The organism is Agrobacterium sp. 22-223-1 (genome assembly GCF_053522385.1).
In genome coordinates, this window is sequence record NZ_JBNWCN010000001.1 from 2,391,838 (window position 1) to 2,411,798 (window position 19,961).

Annotated in this window: 23 protein-coding genes; 2 read left to right on the forward strand and 21 right to left on the reverse strand. The window is 61.3% G+C overall.

Going from position 1 to position 19,961, the window contains the following annotated elements; genetic code table 11:
* The first annotated feature begins 279 nt into the window (after nucleotides 1-279).
* The gene (locus ACQZ60_RS11825) at nucleotides 280-969 is read left to right on the forward strand and encodes a Crp/Fnr family transcriptional regulator (RefSeq protein WP_003520592.1); all 690 of its coding nucleotides are present in this window, start codon (nucleotides 280-282) and stop codon (nucleotides 967-969) included.
* An 81-nt stretch (nucleotides 970-1,050) separates the two neighbouring features.
* Here ACQZ60_RS11825 and aidB read toward each other — a convergent pair whose 3' ends face one another.
* The 21 genes from aidB to ACQZ60_RS11930 all read right to left on the reverse strand — a co-directional run bounded on the left by aidB (nucleotide 1,051) and on the right by ACQZ60_RS11930 (nucleotide 18,412).
* Nucleotides 1,051-1,866 (reverse strand): AidB family quorum-quenching N-acyl homoserine lactonase, encoded by an 816-nt coding sequence (aidB, locus tag ACQZ60_RS11830; protein ID WP_448735282.1) that lies wholly within the window; start codon nucleotides 1,864-1,866, stop codon nucleotides 1,051-1,053.
* A gap of 3 nt (nucleotides 1,867-1,869) precedes the next feature.
* Entirely contained in the window at nucleotides 1,870-2,481 is a 612-nt protein-coding gene (ureG, locus tag ACQZ60_RS11835; RefSeq protein ID WP_003520595.1) for an urease accessory protein UreG, read from the reverse strand.
* 89 nt (nucleotides 2,482-2,570) lie between these two features.
* Nucleotides 2,571-3,242: an urease accessory protein UreF gene (locus tag ACQZ60_RS11840; protein ID WP_020808774.1), complete on the reverse strand. Its 672-nt coding sequence runs from the start codon at nucleotides 3,240-3,242 to the stop codon at nucleotides 2,571-2,573.
* 3 nt (nucleotides 3,243-3,245) lie between these two features.
* Nucleotides 3,246-3,731, reverse strand: coding sequence for an urease accessory protein UreE (ureE, locus tag ACQZ60_RS11845; protein WP_003520598.1), 486 nt, complete (start codon nucleotides 3,729-3,731; stop codon nucleotides 3,246-3,248).
* Between the two features lie 308 nt (nucleotides 3,732-4,039).
* Nucleotides 4,040-4,576: a peroxiredoxin gene (locus ACQZ60_RS11850; protein ID WP_003520599.1), complete on the reverse strand. Its 537-nt coding sequence runs from the start codon at nucleotides 4,574-4,576 to the stop codon at nucleotides 4,040-4,042.
* Between the two features lie 143 nt (nucleotides 4,577-4,719).
* A complete protein-coding gene (locus ACQZ60_RS11855; RefSeq protein ID WP_448735283.1) occupies nucleotides 4,720-5,409 on the reverse strand; it encodes a TIGR02117 family protein in 690 nt (229 codons plus the stop codon).
* Nucleotides 5,410-5,418: 9 nt separating this feature from the next.
* Nucleotides 5,419-7,128 carry an urease subunit alpha gene (gene ureC, locus ACQZ60_RS11860; RefSeq protein ID WP_020808771.1) on the reverse strand — a complete coding sequence of 570 codons (1,710 nt, stop codon included), beginning with the start codon at nucleotides 7,126-7,128 and terminating at the stop codon, nucleotides 5,419-5,421.
* A 4-nt stretch (nucleotides 7,129-7,132) separates the two neighbouring features.
* Nucleotides 7,133-7,777 (reverse strand): Urease operon accessory protein, encoded by a 645-nt coding sequence (locus ACQZ60_RS11865; protein ID WP_448735284.1) that lies wholly within the window; start codon nucleotides 7,775-7,777, stop codon nucleotides 7,133-7,135.
* Nucleotides 7,778-7,781: 4 nt separating this feature from the next.
* Entirely contained in the window at nucleotides 7,782-8,198 is a 417-nt protein-coding gene (locus ACQZ60_RS11870) for a lysozyme inhibitor LprI family protein (RefSeq protein WP_448735285.1), read from the reverse strand.
* Nucleotides 8,199-8,207: 9 nt separating this feature from the next.
* The gene (locus ACQZ60_RS11875; protein ID WP_448735286.1) at nucleotides 8,208-8,564 is read right to left on the reverse strand and encodes a GFA family protein; all 357 of its coding nucleotides are present in this window, start codon (nucleotides 8,562-8,564) and stop codon (nucleotides 8,208-8,210) included.
* Between the two features lies 1 nt (nucleotide 8,565).
* Entirely contained in the window at nucleotides 8,566-8,871 is a 306-nt protein-coding gene (locus tag ACQZ60_RS11880; RefSeq protein WP_059754488.1) for an urease subunit beta, read from the reverse strand.
* An 18-nt stretch (nucleotides 8,872-8,889) separates the two neighbouring features.
* The gene (locus tag ACQZ60_RS11885) at nucleotides 8,890-9,147 is read right to left on the reverse strand and encodes a DUF1272 domain-containing protein (RefSeq protein ID WP_142779660.1); all 258 of its coding nucleotides are present in this window, start codon (nucleotides 9,145-9,147) and stop codon (nucleotides 8,890-8,892) included.
* 10 nt (nucleotides 9,148-9,157) lie between these two features.
* The gene (locus tag ACQZ60_RS11890; protein ID WP_031233386.1) at nucleotides 9,158-9,460 is read right to left on the reverse strand and encodes an urease subunit gamma; all 303 of its coding nucleotides are present in this window, start codon (nucleotides 9,458-9,460) and stop codon (nucleotides 9,158-9,160) included.
* A 105-nt stretch (nucleotides 9,461-9,565) separates the two neighbouring features.
* Nucleotides 9,566-10,417, reverse strand: a complete 852-nt coding sequence (locus tag ACQZ60_RS11895) for an urease accessory protein UreD (protein ID WP_269832724.1) — start codon at nucleotides 10,415-10,417, stop codon at nucleotides 9,566-9,568.
* Nucleotides 10,324-11,577 carry an alpha/beta hydrolase family esterase gene (locus ACQZ60_RS11900; protein WP_448735287.1) on the reverse strand — a complete coding sequence of 418 codons (1,254 nt, stop codon included), beginning with the start codon at nucleotides 11,575-11,577 and terminating at the stop codon, nucleotides 10,324-10,326. Before ACQZ60_RS11900 ends, ACQZ60_RS11895 begins: the two co-directional genes overlap by 94 nt.
* Nucleotides 11,578-11,832: 255 nt before the next feature.
* Nucleotides 11,833-12,528, reverse strand: a complete 696-nt coding sequence (gene urtE, locus ACQZ60_RS11905; RefSeq protein ID WP_031233384.1) for an urea ABC transporter ATP-binding subunit UrtE — start codon at nucleotides 12,526-12,528, stop codon at nucleotides 11,833-11,835.
* Nucleotides 12,529-12,724: 196 nt separating this feature from the next.
* Nucleotides 12,725-13,486 carry an urea ABC transporter ATP-binding protein UrtD gene (gene urtD, locus ACQZ60_RS11910; protein ID WP_080850989.1) on the reverse strand — a complete coding sequence of 254 codons (762 nt, stop codon included), beginning with the start codon at nucleotides 13,484-13,486 and terminating at the stop codon, nucleotides 12,725-12,727.
* 7 nt (nucleotides 13,487-13,493) lie between these two features.
* A complete protein-coding gene (gene urtC / locus ACQZ60_RS11915) occupies nucleotides 13,494-14,669 on the reverse strand; it encodes an urea ABC transporter permease subunit UrtC (protein WP_174057288.1) in 1,176 nt (391 codons plus the stop codon).
* On the reverse strand, nucleotides 14,666-16,279 hold the full coding sequence (gene urtB / locus ACQZ60_RS11920; protein WP_448735288.1) for an urea ABC transporter permease subunit UrtB: 1,614 nt from the start codon (nucleotides 16,277-16,279) through the stop codon (nucleotides 14,666-14,668). Before urtB ends, urtC begins: the two co-directional genes overlap by 4 nt.
* Before the next feature lie 292 nt (nucleotides 16,280-16,571).
* On the reverse strand, nucleotides 16,572-17,861 hold the full coding sequence (gene urtA, locus ACQZ60_RS11925; protein ID WP_035219970.1) for an urea ABC transporter substrate-binding protein: 1,290 nt from the start codon (nucleotides 17,859-17,861) through the stop codon (nucleotides 16,572-16,574).
* A gap of 344 nt (nucleotides 17,862-18,205) precedes the next feature.
* Nucleotides 18,206-18,412 (reverse strand): DUF2735 domain-containing protein, encoded by a 207-nt coding sequence (locus ACQZ60_RS11930; protein WP_196380298.1) that lies wholly within the window; start codon nucleotides 18,410-18,412, stop codon nucleotides 18,206-18,208.
* 480 nt (nucleotides 18,413-18,892) lie between these two features.
* Between ACQZ60_RS11930 and ACQZ60_RS11935 the strand changes: the two genes are divergently transcribed.
* Complete coding sequence (locus ACQZ60_RS11935) at nucleotides 18,893-19,927, forward strand: glutamine synthetase beta-grasp domain-containing protein (RefSeq protein ID WP_035260390.1); 1,035 nt, start codon at nucleotides 18,893-18,895, stop codon at nucleotides 19,925-19,927.
* Nucleotides 19,928-19,961: the final 34 nt, after the last annotated feature.

Genomic DNA, 19,961 nt, shown 5'->3' on the forward strand with positions numbered 1-19,961 from the left:
CCCCTCGGGGAGAAGAAATATGTGGCACTCGCCCGCTCCATCTGCTCCACCGTGCTTTGAAGCACGAATGGCCCAGTCATTTCCTCCCCGTAACGACTGCAATCCTGTTTGATCGAAATCAATTCGCTTTCCAGGTGAACTGCTAATCTCCCTCGCATCGGGAATTGCCGGTCGAAGGATAATGCGATGAGCTCTTTTCAGATAGGCGTGCGGGAACACGAACATCCCCGGTTTCGTATCGCTTCGGACAGCCCGGCAAAAGGTATGAGCGGGAGCCGGATGGACGTGAACAAGACCGTGAAGCTGAGCAACAGGGACAGGAACATTCTGCTGCGTGCACCCTTGATCGGGATAGCGGATGATGCGGCGGCGTTGAAGCTGATGGAGGCGGCGACCATCACCAATGTGAACGCCCGCCATGTGCTCTTCAAGGAAGGCGAAGCGGCGCAGCATTTTTACTGCGTGCTGTCGGGTTATATCAGGCTTTACCGGCTGGACCGGCATGGGCGCGAGGCGGATGTGCGCGTCAGCGGTCCCGGCGATACCTTCAATGAATGCCTGATTTTCGGCAGCGATACCTATCGTTACAGCGCGCAGGCGGCGGAAAGCTGCACCGTGGCGCGGTTCGAACTTGCGAGAATCCGCAGCCTGATCGATCAGGAGCCGGCCATCGCCAAGGCCGTCATGCGCTGCCTGTCCAACAGCCTGCTGGCCACCATGGACTGCATTGCCAATGACCGGCTGCAGACCGCGCCGCAGCGTGTCGCCCATTACCTCATCAATCAGGGCCCGCGCGACGCGACATCCTTTTCGCTCCGGCTGCCCTTCCAGAAAAGCCTGCTCGCCGGCAAGCTCGGCCTCGCGCCGGAAGCGCTGTCGCGCGCCTTTTCGGCACTGAAAAAGGCTGGCGTTACCGTGCGCGGACGCATCGTGCAGGTCAATGACGTCGCCGCACTGAAGCAGATCTGAAAATACCGGGAGAGGATGAAGGGCGGGATGCCATCAGGCATTCCGCCCTTCTGCATGTCCGAAATCGGAAAATCAGTCCGGTTACGGCACGAAGCGGAAGCTGTCGCCCTGCCGCTCGACACGGAAAAATCCGCCGAGATGACCGCCGGAAACCAGCCAGCCATGGTCGGCGGCCTCGGCCAGCGCCTTGAGGCGTGTTTCATAAGCAAGCGCGGAATCGATATCGTAGACGAAGCCGACGCCGGGATCTTTCACCTGCAACGCGCTGACATGCAGCACATCGCCCCATAATAACAGCCGCTCATCGCCATTGCCGATCAGATAACCGGTATGCCCCGGTGTATGGCCGGGCATGGCGACGGCCTCGATACCCTCGGCGACCGCGCCCATGGGGATCGGCCGCAGCATCGGGCCGCAAATGTCGAGCAGCCGCGCGGCAAGGTCGAAACCGCCCTGCCGGGCTGGCGGCAGGCTCTTGCGCGCCTCCGCGCTGCTGAAAAAGCCGAGATCGGCCTCGGGAACCCATATGTCGGTATTGGGAAAATAAGGCTGGTCGCCGTCGATGAGGCCAAGCGCATGGTCGCCATGAATATGGGTGAGGATGACACGCCTCACATCGGCCGGCTGAATCCCGGCGGCAATCATCGCCGCGCGGGCATGGCCATAGGCCGCACCCCAGGCTGTGCCGCAACCGGCATCGATCAGCCAGATGCCGTCAGGCCCGGACAGCGCGAAACAGTTGACGTCCATGTCCACCGTTTCGCCCTGATGGCCGGCAAGGACCGCAGCCAGCGCTTCGGCACCCTGACGGTGAATGAGATGGCCGACCGGCGCCTTGTAGACACCGTCGACAAAACGGGAAACCTCGTAAGCGCCGAAACGGCGGGAGATAGCCATATTTCAGAGACCGCCCTGCTCTTTCAGGAAACCGACGATGCGATCCACGCCGTCGCCGCGTTTCATATCGGTGAAGACGAAGGGCATGGCGTTGCGCATGCGGGTCGCGTCGCTGTCCATGACGGTGAGGTCAGCGCCGACATAGGGTGCAAGGTCCTTCTTGTTGATGACCAGCAGGTCCGAGCGGGTGATGCCCGGCCCGCCCTTGCGCGGAATTTCCTCACCCTGGCAGACGGAGATGACATAGATGGTGATATCGGCCAGATCGGGCGAAAAGGTCGCCGCGAGATTGTCGCCGCCGGATTCGATGAAGACCACGTCGAGATCGGGAAAGCGCGCATTGAGCCCGGCAATCGCCTGCAGATTGATCGTCGCATCCTCACGAATGGCGGTATGCGGGCAACCGCCCGTCTCGACCCCGACGATACGCTCGGACGGCAGCGCCTGCATGCGCACCAGCGCCTCGGCATCTTCCTTGGTGTAGATATCGTTGGTGACGACCGCGACCGAATAATCCGCGCTCATCGCCTTGCAGAGCTTCTCCGTCAGCGCCGTCTTGCCAGAACCGACCGGCCCGCCAATGCCGACGCGCAGCGGCCCATTACCCGATTTCATCACTCTGTTCCCTTCGATATGCTTTGGTCTTGTTTCACCATAGTCCCTCAACGGGACGCTTCAATATATGCAAGGACCGTGCCGCCCTTTCATGACCGGAAAAGCCGGGTGCCCTGCGTTTCATGGCGCATGGCTGCCGTATCGGCGATGATCGTCGCGCTGCCGAGATCGTCGAGCGTGGATTGCATCGCCCGCGCCGCCATCGCCGCGATGATCGCCTCGCTTGCGGCCAGAATGGTAACGCCATCCTTCTGTCCCGCGACCCCGAGGCGGATGCCCGCTGAAACGATCTGCGAAGCGCCGCCATGCAAAAAGGCGGCAATCGTTTCCCTGAGCGGCACCGCATGGCCGGCGGCGACCGCGCCGACGGCGATGGGATAGGGAACGTCTTTCGGCAAGAGGTCCAGAACCGCATGCGGCCATGCCCCGGCGGCGGCAACGAAAGCATCGCCCAGAAGCACCGTCTCGCGGTATCGCTCCGCCGAACCGGCCAGCGCCCGCGCCAGATCGGTGGTTTCGCTCAAGACGGCCGCATCCCCGGCGCTGCGCCAGGCATGCGCCAGAAACACCGCATCGTTCCACAGGCTGCCGTGGCGCAGCAGCGTTTCGAGCCAGTCGCGCAGGGCCGCCGCATCGCCGACGCGCCGATCCTCCACCGCCTTTTCAAGCCCGCCGGAATAGGAAAAACCACCGACGGGAAAAGCCGGCGACATCCAGGCCATCAGCCGCAGCAGCGCGGCGACGCCGCGATCTTCACTCACGGCTCAGCCGTGATCGTGATGGTGATGCCCGTGGTCATGACCATGGGAATGGCCGCCATGGGCGTGGTAAGCGCCGCGCGCCGGCTGGAATGGCTCTTCCACCTCACGCACGGTGGCGCCCAGACCTTCCAGCATGGCGCGGATGACGTGGTCGCGCAGGATGAGAATGCGTTCCTCCTCGATCTGCGCGGAAAGGTGGCGGTTGCCCAGATGCCAGGCAAGTTCGATCAGGTGAAGACGGTCCTTCGCCTTGATTTCGAACAGCTTTTCATCCGCCGCGCGGACCTCTATCAAGTCGCCGTTCTCCACCACCAGAAGATCGCCATGGGCAAACAGCACGGCTTCCTTCAGGTCCAGCATCACCATCTCGTCATTTTGCAAATGCAGCAGCTTGCGGCGCAGATGCCGCTGGTCATGCGCCAGGGTGACATAGCCGGAAGCTTCGTCGGCGGGAGTTCCGGCCGGATGATAGGAGGTGACGCGCAGCATGGGATGATCCGTTTCAGAAACAGTCTTGGGGGTCTGATTTTTGCCGGATAGGCGGGGTGATTTCAAGGTGAATGAATGCAAGGTATGAAAAAGGCCGGCATTGCCGGCGTAAAGACTTGAGGCGTCCGGCAACTTCTCCTCCGTCATGCCGGACTGGATCCGGCATCCAGCCACGGCGCGTCTGCGCCGTGAGAGTAGTCCGAGATGACGGTGTGCGGATAAGGCGGCACCGCGAAAGACAAGCACGTCCCAGAAAACGAAAAAGCCCGGCATTGCGGCCGGGCCTTCGTAAAATCGCAAAACCAAAATCAGGCCGCAGCGCGTGCCTTCAGGTTTTCCAGAATGTTCTGCGGCGCGGAAACGCCATAGGGGTCGGATTCGCAATTGTCCGAATAGCCCTCTTCCTCGAACCACTGCTCGACGACGCCATCGTTGACGACGGCGGCGTAACGCCAGGAACGCATGCCGAAACCGAGATTGTCCTTGGCGACCAGCATGCCCATCTTGCGGGTGAACTCACCCGAACCATCCGGAATGACCTTGACGTTTTCGAGGTTCTGGCCCTTTGCCCAGGCATTCATGACGAAAGCATCGTTGACCGACAGGCAATAGATGTCGTCGACGCCGAGCGCGCGGAACTCGCCCGCCAGCTTTTCGAAATCGGGCAGCTGGTAGGTCGAGCAGGTCGGCGTGAAGGCGCCGGGCAGCGAAAACAGAACGACCTTCTTGCCCTTGAAATAATCGTCGGAGGTCATGTCCTGCCAACGGAACGGATTGGGGCCGCCGACGGCCTCATCGCGAACGCGCGTGCGGAAGGTTACGGCGGGCACTTTTTTGCCGAGCATGTCTTGTCTCCTGTTCTGGCGTTTTACGAGGATCGCTTGGGATCGATCCGCGCGGAATTCTTTTGCCGTTTCCATAGCGCAAGACGCGCTGCGGTGCAGCATAAAAATAGGCTTTGCCGGAGGAAAACCGCAGCTTGCGAGGATCAATTATGCAGCGCCACCGACCAGCGCAGAAATGGCGGCAACGGTGTCCACCAGCCGGTGCGAATGCCGGCCTCTCGCAACATGGCGGCCGACCATGTGTTGCAGCCGACAAGGGCGTTGAACCGGCCATTCGCCTCGAAAAACGCATCGGTCAGACCATAGGAAACGCCGGGTATCAACCGCACCTTGCCCCCGGGCCCGCCCCCGCCATCGTCCCGCAGGAAGCTTGCGCGAATGGCGGCCACGAGGCGCCGATAACCCGCTTCGGAAACGCGAAGGCGCTTTACCCCGGCAAGATCGGCGGCAAAATCCCCCGTCACATCCACATGCATCACCGACCGGTCGAGCGTCAGCGAACGCAGGACCGGCATGGGTTTCAGATCGGCCCAGGTGGGTGTCTCGGTATAAAACGACCGGCCGCCCCAGCCGACCACCAGATAGGCCGCCGCCGGATGGTTGACGGCAATGCCGCCCTCCTGCAATTCGGAAAAGTCCCGCCGCAGATCGTCGTCAACCGGTAGGGCGATATCGGTGTGAATCGGGTTGGATAACAGCAGGATTTCGCGACCCGCCGCGCCGCCGCTCACATCCCCGGCGAAAAACGGGCGCGGCACGATAGTGCCGAGCAGAAGCAACAGGAGGATCAGCAGCATGCCGCCGCCGATCCACCTAGTAAGAATTCTCAACACGAAATGCCGTCAGAACAGGAAATAACGCTGCGCCATCGGCAGCACCGTTGCCGGTTCGCAGGTCAAAAGCTCGCCATCGGCGCGCACTTCGTAGGTTTCCGGATCGACCTCGATATGTGGGGTGAGCGAATTGTGGATCATCGACGCCTTGGAGATGCCGCCGCGCACATTCTTCACCGGCAGCAGCTTCTTGGCAACGCCGAGGCGCTGGGCAAGGCCCGCATCCAGCGACGCCTGCGACACGAAAGTGACCGAGGAATTGGTGCGCAGCTTGCCATAGGCGGCGAACATCGGCCGGTAGTGCATCGGCTGCGGCGTGGGAATGGAGGCGTTCGGATCGCCCATCGGGGCAGCGGCAATCGAGCCGCCGAGCAGCACCATCTCCGGCTTCACCCCGAAAAAGGCCGGGTTCCACAACACCAGATCGGCGCGCTTGCCGACTTCGATGGAGCCGATCTCGTGGCTGACACCCTGGGCGATGGCGGGGTTGATCGTATATTTGGCGATATAGCGGCGGACACGGAAATTGTCGTTTTCGCCGGTCTCTTCCTTCAGGCGGCCGCGCTGGCGCTTCATCTTGTCGGCCGTCTGCCAGGTGCGGATCGCCACTTCGCCGACGCGGCCCATGGCCTGGCTGTCGGAAGAGATGATCGAAAACGCGCCGATATCATGCAGAATATCCTCCGCCGCGATGGTTTCCTTGCGGATGCGGCTTTCGGCGAAGGCGATATCTTCAGGGATGGACGGCGACAAGTGGTGGCACACCATCAGCATGTCGAGATGTTCGGCGAGCGTGTTGACGGTATAGGGCCGTGTCGGGTTGGTGGAAGACGGAATGACGTTGGGATTGCCGCAGACCTTGATGATATCCGGCGCATGCCCGCCGCCCGCCCCTTCGGTGTGGAAGGCATGGATGGTGCGGCCCTTGATGGCGGCGACCGTATCTTCCACGAAACCGCTTTCGTTCAGCGTATCGGTGTGGATCATCACCTGCACATCGTATTGATCGGCGACCGTCAGGCAATTGTCGATGGCGGCCGGCGTCGTGCCCCAGTCCTCATGCAGCTTCAGCGACGACGCGCCGGCAAGGATCATTTCCTCCAGCGGTGCCGGCAGCGAGGCATTGCCCTTGCCCGCCAGCCCGAGATTCATCGGGAAGGCATCGAAGCTCTCGATCATCCGCTCGATGTGCCAGGCGCCGGTGCAGGTGGTGGCGAGCGTGCCATGCGCCGGGCCGGAGCCGCCGCCCAGCATGCAGGTGATGCCGCTCATCAGCGCTTCTTCGATCTGCTGCGGGCAGATGTAATGGATATGCGCATCCATGCCGCCGGCCGTCAGTATCCTGCCTTCGCCGGCAATCGCCTCCGTCGAGGGGCCGACGATAATCGTCACGCCCGGCTGCGTATCGGGGTTGCCCGCCTTGCCGATGGCGTGGATGCGGCCGTTCTTCAGGCCCACATCCGCCTTGTAGATGCCGCTATGGTCGACGATCACCACATTGGTGATGACGGTATCGACCGCGCCTTCGGCCCGCGTCGCCTGGCTCTGGCCCATGCCGTCGCGAATGACCTTGCCGCCGCCGAATTTCACTTCCTCGCCATAGATCGTGTGGTCCTTCTCGATCTCGATAAAGAGTTCGGTATCGGCAAGACGCACCTTGTCGCCAACGGTCGGGCCGAACATGCCGGCATAGGCGGCGCGGGAAATCTTGTAAGGCATAGGCTCAGGCTCCTTCGGACGCGGAGAAAATCGATGTGGGAGAAATTCGTGTCAGCCGGCCCTCGCCCGCAAGGGCTTCGACCAGCTGTTGTTCGGCGGTAAATGGATGGCCACTCCAGCCCTGATGGCCGAAACCGGCAATCGCCACCTCGTCGCCATCGTCGCTCACGCTCTCAAGAACATGGGCGATGGCGAAAAGGCCGGTGCTGGGGCAGACATAGGGCGCGGGCGCATAGGCCTCGAGCGCGGCATCGAGCCTTTCATGCACACCGCGCGGAATGACGATGTGCCCCTTGCCGGCTTCTCGTGCGATGGCGGCAAAACCGGCGGTATAGTCGGCGCAGAAATCGGTCAGTGCCGGCCAGCGTGCGCGGATATCCGGTTCCATTTCGGAAAATTTTGCGGGATCGCGTACCGACCAGATGGCGGAGGCCTGCCGCACGCCGTCGCTCTCGCGCCAGTCTGTCCCTTCCGCCATTTCGCGGCCAGGCCGCCCGGTATTGCACACCGCCACCACATCGGTGCGCGTGCCGCCCGGTCCCAGCGACCGGCAATCATTGAAGCGGATGACGATATCGGAACAATCGATGAAATCAGCAGCACCCGGCGGCAGTTCCCCGTTTCCAACGATCGTGATGCGCCGCCCCATGCGTTCAGAAACCTTCCGACAACTGACGCAGCTCTTCCGCCCGCTTGCCGCTCATTTCGGCAAGGCAGGAGGAAATCAGCATCGGCTCCATCGAGCCGCCGCGCGCCTGAAAGCCTGAAAGCGCGCAATTGGCGTCACGAAACGCCACCCAGGCGCGCTGGGCAGTCACCAGCGCGTCGGTCGCACCCTTGCCGTCTGCATCCGCCGTCTTGTCGCGCTCGGTGAGCAGCTTGCGCAGCTTCTGATATTCGACGTTCAACTGCTTGTCGGCCTTTTCGTAATCCTTGCCGGCGCAGATGGTCATGTCCGCCTGCGTCTGCGGGGCTTTGCAATCCGGCTCGCCTTGCGCAACGGCCGGCATGGACAGGCCGGCGGTCGCGCAGAGAAGCACGGCCGCCAGAAGGACGTTTTTTCGGCTCATCTCCATCGCTCAGGCCGCCGCGCCATCGAAAGCCTGCGGCTTCAGCGCCCGGGGATCGACACCATCGAGACAATTGGCATTGACCGCCACCATCGGCGTGCCATCCGGCCCGTCGGCATAAGCAAAGCTCTCGATGCCGCAGGTGGAGCAGAAAAGATGATGGATCCTGTGTTTGTTGAAGAGATATTCCGCCAGCTTGTCCTCGCCGGAAAGCAGCGTGAATTTCTCACGCGGCGCAAAGGCCAGCGTGGAGCCGAGACGCTTGCAGCGCGAACAATTGCAGATGACGGTATGGTCGAGATCGGCATCGACCTCGAAGCTCACATCGCCGCACTGGCAGCTTCCATGATAATGCGCCGTCGCCATTTCATAACCTCCCCATGACCTGTTGACGGAAACCGTAAACCTCGCGCTTGCCGGAAAGCGGCACCAGCGTCACCTCCCGTTTCTGGCCCGGTTCGAAACGAACCGCCGTGCCGGCGGGAATATCGAGACGCATGCCGCGTGCCTTGTCGCGGTCGAACAGGAGACCCGCATTGGTCTCGAAGAAATGATAGTGGCTGCCCACCTGCACCGGCCGGTCGCCCGAATTGGCGACTTCGATGGTCACGGTCGGCTGGCCGGCATTGAGTTCGATGCTGCCCTCTGCGGTAATGATTTCACCGGGTTTCATGGTATTTCCCCTTTTGTCTCAGGCAGCGTTGGCCGCCGTGCAGCCTTCGGCCTTCAGGACGCGCCGTGTCGACGCGGGATTATTGACGAGTTTCGCCGCCGGGCGAACGGGCCTGCGAACCAGCTCACCGCCGCAATTCGGGCAGGCGCCGTGAAGCACATCCGTCACGCAATCGACGCAGAAGGTGCATTCGAACGAGCAGATCATCGCATCCCGGCTGTCGGGAGCAAGATCGCGGTCGCAGCATTCGCAATTGGGCCGAAGCTCCAGCGCCATATTCGCCCCCTCACCGTATCGGTTCGTGAACGGTCACCAGCTTGGTGCCATCGGGAAACGTCGCTTCCACCTGCACATCATGGATCATCTCGGCCACACCTTCCATCACCTGATGGCGGGAAATGACATGCGCGCCGGCTTCCATCAGCTCGGCCACGGCACGGCCGTCGCGGGCGCCTTCGACCACGAAATCGGTAATCAGCGCAATCGCCTCGGGATAGTTCAGCTTCACGCCGCGTTCCAGCCGGCGGCGCGCCACCATGGCGGCCATGGAAATCAGCAGCTTGTCTTTTTCTCTTGGGCTAAGGTTCATCGTCGTCCCGCAGCTTGGAACCTGTTCCGCAAGCATGGTTGCGGCAAGCAGATCCGACATGTTGACAGACCCCGAAGGCCGCCGGTTGCCGACGATCCGAAGGGTTTACAGATTCCAGACTTTCGGCACTGGCGCGCCGTTTCGCAAGAGCGAAATGATCGGAAAAAGCAATTTTCTCAAGGAGAAACCATCGGCGGCAGAGACGCGCACAACAAGCTTGCCCTGCCATTCGCTGGCGCCGCCGCTTTCCCCGGCAATAGCCCGGATTTTAGGCAGAAGCGCCTCGGCCAGCGGCCCGATATAAAGCAGCGTCGCAAAGGCGACCTGACCGGCCAGAACCGCCGGTTTCGCGGTCAGTGCCGCTACCTCGCCTTCCAGCAGAAGCTCTTCGGCATGAACCAGCTTACCCCCGTGGCGAATGCGCCAGCGGTCGCGGAAAAGACCGTGCGCCATCGCCTCGCCCATGGCCTGGCGGCCGAGCAATACAGCTTCGACGGCGATGAATTCGGAAGACTGGTCGAGATCGGCTTCCAACCGGCGGGTCAGCGACGCCCGGTCGAAAAGGATGGTTTCCTGCGGCAGCCAGTGCAATCTGGCGCCCGGCCCGGCGGAAACGCGGGCGGTAACGGTGGCTGTGCCGGAGGATGCCTTGTAGACCTTCTCGCAGGCCTGCGTGGTCACCACCAGCGAGGTGCCGGCACCGGCAACCGCCTGCCATTCGAGTTCGTCTCCGCCGGTCAGACCGCCGGAGGAATTGATGAGAATGGCTTCGGCTTCGTTCGAAAAGGTTTCCGGCAGGCGGATTTTGGCGCAGCCTTCCTGGAACAGTTCCTCCAGCCGGCTGCGCCCTTCAACCGCTTTGGTTACAATGCGTCCTCTGCCACGGGCGCGCTGCTGCCGGACAGGTTGAGCGTCTTGGCGACCGGAAGGGCCGATGGCTTGCTGTTCTGGCTGCACGCGGTCTCCGAAGCGGTTGCGGAAGCGGATGAGGCCTTTGCGCCGCAATCCTTCTTGACGACGGCATCCACGACCAGCTGCCCTTCCGTATTGCGGAAGAAATCCCACATTCTTTCGGCCGCATCAACCGTGCGCGTCACTTCGCCTGTGGGCATCTTGCGCTCCACGGCCGGTTCCGCCTTCGGCGTCTGTTCGCCGCCCGGCTTGCGGGTGACGACAGCGCTTGCGGCCAGCACTTCCGCCTTCATGGTGGCGCGCGGCCAGGCATGGTCCCAGTCGTTGATGACATAGGACTGAATGCGTGCGCCGGCCTTGCAGACATCATAGGAATTGACGGTGAAACTTTCGCCCACCTTGCTTTTGGCAGCGCCCTTGCAGCCGTCCATCTCGGCCCAGCGCTTCAGCGCCGTCTCGCCGCCATATTGCCAGTAGGATTTGCCGCCGCCCTGATAGGGGTTGGCGGGATCCTTCAGCCCGGCAAAGGCGATGATCGACATCGGCCGCGCCGGCGTGCAGCTTGCCGCATCCGGTGCCCATTTGCCCTCGGTCTCCAGCGGATAACCCGCGCGCAGCGAGGCGACGAAACCGGCAGCGGTGAAATCGGCGCTGCCATTGCAGATGAATTGCGACAGCATGCGTCCGCCGCCGGAATAACCGGAACCGTAAAAACGCTCCTCATCCACGCAGAACTTGCCCTTCACCATGGTGATGGCATCGCGAATGAAGCCGACCTCGTCCAGCCCGCCCGGACGCTTGGTGACACCGGGAACATTCCAGGCATGGGTGCCCGGCAATTCGCCATTCAGGCTGCCGGCCAGCGCCACGACCACCAGACCGTCACGTTCCGCCAGCTTGTCCCAGCCGCTGCGGTTCAGCTGGCCATGCGGATTGCTGTTGGAGCCATGGAAATCGAACACCACGGGCAGCGGCTTTTTTCCGTCATAGGCCGAGGGAACAAAATAGACGCCGTCGCGTTTTTCTCCGTTGGAGAGAATGGAAAAATCATGCCTGCCCGGTTCCATGCCGGGTCCGGGCAACTGACCGCAGCTCGATGCCGACGCTGCGACACCGGCGCTCGCGCACATCGCAAGACCCAGAAAGAGGGTGCGGGCGGAGCGGAACAGCCGGGCGGCCCGGCCAATGGCAAAGTCTTGATGCATTGACACGCCTTTATTGGGCACGGTTTTCCCGACGATACGTCGGACGCGCGTGGAATGTAAGGGATCAACTGTCACGGCGTGCGAATAGACTTTTCCTGTGTCTCGCATGCAGCATTTGCGCTGCCAATATCACAGGCAATTATTCAATGAAATGCTAAAATTACGCATGAAAGCCATGTCGAGACGCATAGGCTTTCAAAATATTAATCGGCCGTTTGCACGCCGTGATCGGTGCGCAAGGGTTTTAGTCTCGATTTATACTGTCAGGTGACGCCGCGCCTCCGGCGTATCCAGCGTTTCGGCCAGCCCCTGATGCACGATTTCGCCGCGGTCCATGATGTAAACGTAATCGGCAAGCTCGCGGCAGAAATCCAGATATTGCTCGACCAGCAGGATCGCCATGCCGGTGGAATCGCGCAGATATTTGATCGCCCGGCCGATATCCTTGATGATCGACGGCTGAATGCCCTCGGTGGGCTCGTCGAGAACGAGAATTTTCGGCCGCGTCACCAGCGCCCGACCGATTGCGAGCTGCTGCTGCTGGCCGCCGGAAAGATCGCCGCCGCGTCTTCCCAGCATGGATTGCAGCACCGGAAACAGGCTGAAAATATCGTCCGGGATGAACCGTTCCTTACGCGGCAGCGGCGCATAGCCGCTTTCGAGATTCTCCTGCACGCTGAGCAGCGGAAAGATTTCCCGCCCCTGCGGGACGTAGCCGACGCCGCGCTTGGCCCGGTGGTAAGGCGCCAGCCCATCCAGCGCCGCCCCTTCAAAGCTGATCGTCCCGGCACTGATGGCGTGCTGGCCGGTAACGGCCCGCAGCAGTGAGCTTTTGCCCACCCCGTTGCGGCCGAGGACGCAGGTGATCTTGCCCATCTCCGCCGTCAGCGAAACGCCGCGCAGGGCCTGCGCCGCGCCGTAATGGAGGTTGATGTTGTCGACGTTCAGCATGGTGAAACTCCATTGGCGCATTGGTGGGAGGCGCTACCCCCCTCTGCCCTGCCGGGCATCTCCCCCTCAAGGGGGGAGATCGGCAAGCGGCGAAAACTCTGCCCATGGAACGGGCGGGTGCGGCATCTGATCTCCCCCCTTGAGGGGGAGATGCCCGGCAGGGCAGAGGGGGGTATGGCGAACACAGACGCTTCCATCACCGCCCCAGATAATTCTCGATCACCTTCGGATCGTTCGACACAAAATCGATCGATCCCTCCGCCAGCACCGAGCCTTCGGCAAGGCACGTCACCTTCACCCCCAGCTCGCGGATAAAACCCATGTCGTGTTCCACCACCACAACCGAACGGGTCTTGGCGATTTCCTTCAAAAGCACGGCGGTTTCGGCGGTTTCCGCATCCGTCATGCCGGCCACCGGCTCATCCACCAACAGCAGCTTCGGCTCCTGCGCCAAGAGCATGCCGATTTCCAGCCATTGTTTCTGGCCGTGCGAGAGGTTCGCGGCGAGATCGCCGCGGCGGTGGCCGAGGCGCACGGTGGCGAGGATTTCCTCGATGCGGGCCTTGTCTTCCTCCGTCAGCCGGTAAAACAGCGTCGCGAAAACGCCGCGCTTGCGGTTGAGCGCCAGTTCCAGATTGTCCCAGACGGTATGGCTTTCGAACACTGTCGGCTTCTGGAACTTTCGCCCTATGCCGAGCTGGGCGATATCCGCCTCGTCCTTTTTGGTGAGGTCGATGCTGTCTTCGAACAGCACCGTGCCCGTATCCGGCCTTGTCTTGCCGGTGATGATGTCCATCATCGTCGTCTTGCCCGCACCGTTCGGGCCGATGATGGCGCGCAGCTCACCCGGTTCCACCACGAAGGAGAGGGAATTGAGCGCCCTGAAACCATCGAACGACACCGAGACGCCATCGAGATAAAGCAGGCTTTTCGTTCTGTTTTCGGAAACCGTGTTCATATCCGCCTCACTCCGCCGCCTGTTGCGCCACTGTCGAGCCGCTGTCATTGCCCGGCTGGGCGTCGCCTGCCGCAAGCGCGACCCGCTTTTCGCGCCGCCGGGCCAGATAGTGTTGCAGCGTGCCGACGATGCCCTTGGGGAAGAATAGCGTCACCGCAATGAAGAGCCCACCCAGCGCAAACAGCCAGAATTCGGGGAAAGCGCCGGTGAAATAGCTCTTGCCGCCATTGACCAGGACAGCGCCGATTATCGGTCCGATCAGCGTGCCGCGCCCGCCCACCGCCGTCCACACCACCACTTCGATGGAGTTGGCGGGCGAAAATTCGCCGGGGTTGATGATGCCCACCTGCGGCACGAACAGCGCACCGGCAATACCCGCCATCATGGCCGAAACGACGAAGGTGAAGAGTTTGATGTTTTCCACCCTGAAACCGAGAAAACGCACCCGGCTTTCGGCATCGCGCACGCCCACCAGTACCTTGCCGAATTTGGAATTGACGATGCCCGATGCGATCAGCAGCGACAACGCCAGCATCACGGCCGTCATGGCAAACAATACGGCCCGCGTGCCATCCGCCTGCACGGAAAAGCCGAGAATATCCTTGAAATCGGTAAGGCCGTTATTGCCGCCGAAGCCCATGTCGTTGCGGAAAAAGGCAAGCAGCAGCGCATAGGTCATGGCCTGCGTGATGATGGAAAGATAAACGCCGTTGACGCGCGAGCGGAAGGCGAACCAGCCGAACACGAAGGCCAGCAGCCCCGGCACCACCAGCACCATCAGCGCCGCAAACCAGAACATGTCGAAACCCTGCCAGAACCACGGCAGTTCCTTCCAGTTGAGGAACACCATGAAATCAGGCAGCACCGGATGACCATAGACCCCGCGCGTGCCGATCTGCCGCATCAGATACATGCCCATGGCATAACCGCCGAGTGCGAAGAAGGCGGCATGGCCGAGCGAGAGAATGCCGCAGTAACCCCAGACGAGATCGAGCGCGAGCGCCAGCAGCGCATAGGCCAGATATTTGCCCAGCATCGACATGATATAGGTCGGGATGCGGAATGCGCTATCGGCCGGCAGTAGCAGGTTGGAGGCCGGGACCAGCACGGCAATGGCCAGAATGATGCCGATGGCGATGGAGATGCGGCGGTCGAGCGCGCGCAGGAGGAAGCCGGTAATCATGCTTCGATCGCCCTTCCCTTGAGTGCGAAGAGACCGCGCGGCCGCTTCTGGATGAACAGGATGATGAGAACGAGCACGAGGATCTTGCCGAGCACGGCGCCGACCGTCGGCTCGAGGAACTTGTTGAGCACGCCGAGAGACAGGGCGCCGACCAGCGTTCCCCAGAGATTGCCGACGCCGCCGAACACCACCACCATGAAACTGTCGATGATGTAGCTCTGGCCGAGATTGGGCGAGACATTGTCGATCTGCGACAGCGCCACGCCGGCGAGACCGGCGACGCCCGAACCGAGCGCGAAGGTGAAGGCATCCACCCAAGGGGTGCGAATGCCCATGGAAGAGGCCATGCGGCGATTCTGGGTCACGGCGCGCATCTGCAGGCCGAAGGAGGAGCGCTTCAGGAGAACCAGCAGCGCGAAGAACACCGAAAGCGAGAAGCAGACGATCCACACCCGGTTCCAGGTGAAATTGAGATAACCGACGCTGAAGGAGCCGGACATCCAGCTCGGGCTGCCGACCTCACGATTGGTAGGCCCGAAGATGGAGCGCACGCCCTGTTGCAGGATGAGCGAAATGCCCCAGGTGGCGAGAAGCGTTTCGAGCGGTCGCCCGTAAAGGAAACGAATGACGCCGCGCTCCATCACGAGGCCGACGAAGGCCGTCACCAGAAAGGCGGCGGGCAGAGCGATGGCGAGCGACCAGTCGAACAGGCCGGGGAAATGCGTGCGGATCACCTCCTGCACCATGAAGGTGGAATAGGCGCCGATCATCACCATCTCGCCATGCGCCATGTTGATGATGCCCATGACGCCGAAGGTGATGGCAAGGCCGATAGCGGCGAGCAGCAGAACGGAACCGAGCGACAGGCCGTACCAGACGTTCTGCGCATAGTCCCAGAAGGCAAGGGAGCTTTCGATGCTCGATATGGCGCTGTCGATATCCGACTTCAGGCTCTGATCCACCGACGAGGAAGCCGCCATGAGAATGCCGATGGCATCGCGCCCGCCAAGGCTCTTGATGGTGGCGATTGCCTCTTTCTTTTGTTCGAGCGACCGTTCGGAGGAGAGCAGCGAGACAGCCCGCGCCTCCTCCATCCGGGTCCGCACCTCAGTATCGGTCTCCTTGGCGATGGCCGCTTCCAGCAATTCGAGATTTTCCGCGCTCGGCGCTTTCAGAACGGCGTCTGCCGCGGAAAGCCGCACGGATTTTTCCGGGCTGAGCAGGGTCAGCCCGCCAAGTGCGGCGCGGATGACCCGGCGCAGATTATTGTTGACCTTGATCTTGCTGACAGCCGCCTTCGGCGCTTCACCCGCACTTTCGCCCGTCAGCGGGTCGATCAGCGTGAAATTGGAGCCTGCCGGTTTCGTCATGAAAACCAGATTGTCGGCCTTGCGCACGTAAAGATCGCCCGCCGCAAAAGCCTCGAGCGCCGGCACGACACGCGCATCGCCCGTGGCGGCAATCTGCCCGATCAGCACTTCGGCCTGCTTGAAATCCGCCGTGCCGAGCGCATCGATCAGCGCCTTCGGCTCGCTTTGCGCGAAGGATTGGGCTGCGATCCCCAGGGTGAGCCAGAGGAAGATGGCTCCGAGAAAAGATCGGATCGTCATGTCGGGTTCCTTGGGCGTTTTACGACAGGGCGTTTGTGGGTAATGCCACTTGAGTATGTGGTTTACCCCCCTCTGCCCTGCCGGGCATCTCCCCCACAAGGAGGGAGATCGGCAAGGTGCGCTCGCATCGCTCTATCTCGACCGAAGAGAAATGCGGGGCCTAGCCACGAGTCGATCTCCCCACCTGTGGGGGAGATGCCCGGCAGGGCAGAGGGGGGCACGCTTGTTCAGTTTTCAACTATTGAAGCACCGCCCCCAACGAAGAGGGAGCGGCACCATCCCCCGAGGCTAATCAGCTACCCTTGCCGCCGCACTTCCCACTGGCCACATTGAAGTTGCCGCAAGACATCGGCTTCCGCCAATCCGAGATCAAATCCTTCGAGTCCGGCAGATAATCCGACCACTCGTCACCCACGACCTGCGGCGTCTGCTGCACGATTTCGAACTGGCCATCGGCCTGGATTTCGCCAATCAGCACCGGCTTGGTGATGTGGTGGTTCGGCATGACGGTGGAGTAACCGCCCGAAAGGTTCGGCACGGAAACGCCGATAATCGAGTCGAGAACCTTGTCCGTATCCGTCGTGCCGGCGGATTCGACGGCCTTTACCCAGGCGTTGAAGCCGATATAGGCGGCTTCCATCGGGTCGTTGGTCACGCGCTTGTCGTTCTTGGTGAAGGCATGCCAGGTCTTGATGAATTCGGCATTGACCGGCGCATCGACGGACTGGAAGTAGTTCCAGGCGGCAAGGTGGCCGACCAGCGGTGCGGTATCGAGACCGGCAAGTTCTTCTTCGCCGACCGAGAAGGCGACGACGGGAATGTCTTCAGCCTTGATGCCCTGGTTCGCCAGTTCCTTGTAGAAAGGCACGTTGGCGTCGCCGTTGATGGTGGAGACCACGGCGGTCTTCTTGCCGGCCGAGCCGAATTTCTTGATGTCGGACACGATCGTCTGCCAGTCGGAATGACCGAACGGCGTGTAGTTGATCATGATGTCCTCTTCCTTGACGCCTTTCGACATCAGGTAGGCCTTCAGGATCTTGTTGGTGGTCTGCGGATAGACATAGTCCGTACCGGCCAGAACCCAGCGCTCGACGCCTTCGGTATTGGCGAGGTAGTCTACGGCCGGAATGGCCTGCTGGTTCGGCGCCGCACCCGTGTAGAAGATGTTGCGCGAGGATTCCTCACCCTCATACTGAACCGGATAGAACAGGATCGAATTCAGTTCCTCGAAGACCGGCAGAACCGACTTGCGCGAGGAAGACGTCCAGCAGCCGAAAACGGCGGCGACCTTGTCCTGCGAAATCAACTGGCGGGCCTTTTCGGCAAAGAGCGGCCAGTCGGAAGCCGGATCGACCACGACGGCTTCGAGTTTCTTGCCAAGCACGCCGCCCTTCTTGTTCTGCTCGTCGATGAGCATCAGCATGGCGTCCTTCAGCGTCGTTTCTGAAATCGCCATCGTACCGGACAGCGAATGCAGCACGCCGACCTTGATGGTGTCGTCAGCGGCAAAAGCGCCGTGGAAGGCGGTGGTGGACAGGATCGCGCCAAGCAGCGCGGCACTAAGCGTCTTGCGGAATATCATCGGAAGAACCCCTCTCCTTGTTTGGCCTCTCGTGGAGGCTCAGCGGCATCTGCGGCCGCTGCTGGGAGGGACTATCGATCTCGTGGGAGCGAAACCGTATACGTCAATTGACGTAGGCGGGGTGGCGAAAGATGCAGGGGGGTGTTTGGGAATAAGCTGAACCTGAAGGGGCATGTCTGTGAAGCAGGAGGCCTCAGCTTGTTTCTTCTCCCCGCCGGGGAGAAGTCCGCGGCAGCGGGATGAGGGGGCGAGCGCCGCGATATACGGAGGGGTTGCCCCCTCATCCGACCCTTCGGGCCACCTTCTCCCCGCCGGGGAGAAGAAATGCGCGGCACGGTCTCACATCAGGAATGCGGCTTGTCGTTCCGCTCTTCGTCGCGGATCGCATCGTCGTGATACCACGAACCGAAATCGATATGCGGCTCCTGCGCCTGACGCTCAAGCTCGCTCAGCGCGCTGTTACGGAACTTGGAAAGACCCGCGCGCCCGCCGACCGGGAATTGATAGATCGTTGCCGTCTCGCGATGAATGCCAGTTGCCATTTCGATCATCTCACTCTGTTTGCATCGAAGCACTTTATGTGTGGAGCTAACCCGCAAAGGCCAGATTCGCTCCGTTTGATTAAAAAAAAATCACCTTGCGAAAAATATAGGCATTAATCGTCTCATCTACAAGAAAAACCATTCCGAAAGCGCCGGTTTTTGGGGCAAATGCCAATCCCTCGCGCGCAACCGAAATCATTGCACCGCAGCAGGGCATTCCGCCGGGAGACGCCGGCTATCTATCAGGATTCAATGATGAAACATGAGGGGTGAATTTGCCTGCCGCAGTGCAGCAGAACCAGCCACGCGTGATATCCAGGCTCCTGCGCGACAGGGGGCCTGAAAGATTTTTCGAAAAAATCGCCTGATATCGCCAATCTGGCACGCGGCATGCATCTAAGGGGTCAGCCCTTGAACGCGAATGCGCTTCGGTGGCCAAAGCCACGGGAGGCCTCAAGGCTTCGCATTGTTACCTATGAGAGGTTCGTAATGACTAAGTTCAAACTCGAGTACATCTGGCTGGACGGATACAAGCCGGTCCCCAACCTGCGCGGCAAGACCCAGATCAAGGAATTCGACGAATTCCCCACACTCGAGCAGCTGCCGCTTTGGGGCTTTGATGGCTCGTCCACGCAGCAGGCCGAAGGCCACTCGTCGGATTGCGTGCTGAAGCCCGTCGCGATCTATCCCGACCCGGCCCGCTCCAACGGTGCACTCGTCATGTGCGAAGTCATGATGCCCGATGGCGTCACCCCGCATGCTTCGAACAGCCGCGCAACCATCCTCGACGACGAGGACGCATGGTTCGGCTTTGAACAGGAATATTTCTTCTACCAGGACGGCCGCCCGCTCGGCTTCCCGGAACAGGGTTACCCGGCTCCGCAGGGTCCTTATTACACCGGCGTCGGCTTCAAGAATGTCGGTTCGGTTGCCCGCGAAATCGTTGAAGAGCACCTCGATCTCTGCCTCGAAGCCGGCATCAACCACGAAGGCATCAACGCCGAAGTGGCCAAGGGCCAGTGGGAATTCCAGGTATTCGGCAAGGGCTCCAAGCGTGCCGCCGACCAGATCTGGATCGCCCGTTACCTGCTGCTGCGTCTTTGCGAACAGTACGGCATCGACGTCGAATTCCATTGCAAGCCGCTCGGCGACACCGACTGGAACGGTTCGGGCATGCATTGCAACTTCTCCACCAAGTTCATGCGCGAAGTTGGCGGCAAGGAATATTTCGAAGCCCTCATGGCCGCTTTCGCCAAGAACTGGAAAGAGCACATCGACGTTTACGGTCCGGACAACCATCTGCGCCTGACCGGCAAGCACGAAACCGCTCCGTGGAACAAGTTCTCCTACGGCGTTGCCGACCGTGGCGCGTCGATCCGCGTTCCGCATTCCTTCGTCAACAACGGTTACAAGGGTTACCTCGAAGACCGTCGTCCGAACTCTCAAGGCTGCCCTTACCAGATCGCTTCCGTCGTTCTGAAGACGATCGCAGAAGTGCCGCTCGCAAAGTCGGCTGCTGCCTGATAAGCCAAGACATGGCGTCGCCCGCAACCGGGCG

Coding starts and splice junctions, on each gene's coding strand:
- ACQZ60_RS11930 (WP_196380298.1), bottom strand. CDS start 18,412: ATGATCGAAATGGCAACTGGCATTCATCGCGAGACGGCAACGATCTAT.
- ACQZ60_RS11890 (WP_031233386.1), bottom strand. CDS start 9,460: ATGAACCTTAGCCCAAGAGAAAAAGACAAGCTGCTGATTTCCATGGCC.
- ACQZ60_RS11935 (WP_035260390.1), top strand. CDS start 18,893: ATGACTAAGTTCAAACTCGAGTACATCTGGCTGGACGGATACAAGCCG.
- ACQZ60_RS11850 (WP_003520599.1), bottom strand. CDS start 4,576: ATGCTCGGCAAAAAAGTGCCCGCCGTAACCTTCCGCACGCGCGTTCGC.
- ACQZ60_RS11865 (WP_448735284.1), bottom strand. CDS start 7,777: ATGGGGCGGCGCATCACGATCGTTGGAAACGGGGAACTGCCGCCGGGT.
- urtD (WP_080850989.1), bottom strand. CDS start 13,486: ATGAACACGGTTTCCGAAAACAGAACGAAAAGCCTGCTTTATCTCGAT.
- ureE (WP_003520598.1), bottom strand. CDS start 3,731: ATGCTGCGCGTCACCTCCTATCATCCGGCCGGAACTCCCGCCGACGAA.
- aidB (WP_448735282.1), bottom strand. CDS start 1,866: ATGGCTATCTCCCGCCGTTTCGGCGCTTACGAGGTTTCCCGTTTTGTC.
- ACQZ60_RS11870 (WP_448735285.1), bottom strand. CDS start 8,198: ATGAGCCGAAAAAACGTCCTTCTGGCGGCCGTGCTTCTCTGCGCGACC.
- ureC (WP_020808771.1), bottom strand. CDS start 7,128: ATGCCTTACAAGATTTCCCGCGCCGCCTATGCCGGCATGTTCGGCCCG.
- ACQZ60_RS11885 (WP_142779660.1), bottom strand. CDS start 9,147: ATGGCGCTGGAGCTTCGGCCCAATTGCGAATGCTGCGACCGCGATCTT.
- ACQZ60_RS11875 (WP_448735286.1), bottom strand. CDS start 8,564: ATGGCGACGGCGCATTATCATGGAAGCTGCCAGTGCGGCGATGTGAGC.
- ureG (WP_003520595.1), bottom strand. CDS start 2,481: ATGAAATCGGGTAATGGGCCGCTGCGCGTCGGCATTGGCGGGCCGGTC.
- ACQZ60_RS11825 (WP_003520592.1), top strand. CDS start 280: ATGGACGTGAACAAGACCGTGAAGCTGAGCAACAGGGACAGGAACATT.
- urtA (WP_035219970.1), bottom strand. CDS start 17,861: ATGATATTCCGCAAGACGCTTAGTGCCGCGCTGCTTGGCGCGATCCTG.
- urtC (WP_174057288.1), bottom strand. CDS start 14,669: ATGATTACCGGCTTCCTCCTGCGCGCGCTCGACCGCCGCATCTCCATC.
- urtB (WP_448735288.1), bottom strand. CDS start 16,279: ATGACGATCCGATCTTTTCTCGGAGCCATCTTCCTCTGGCTCACCCTG.
- ACQZ60_RS11880 (WP_059754488.1), bottom strand. CDS start 8,871: ATGAAACCCGGTGAAATCATTACCGCAGAGGGCAGCATCGAACTCAAT.
- urtE (WP_031233384.1), bottom strand. CDS start 12,528: ATGCTGAACGTCGACAACATCAACCTCCATTACGGCGCGGCGCAGGCC.
- ACQZ60_RS11900 (WP_448735287.1), bottom strand. CDS start 11,577: ATGCATCAAGACTTTGCCATTGGCCGGGCCGCCCGGCTGTTCCGCTCC.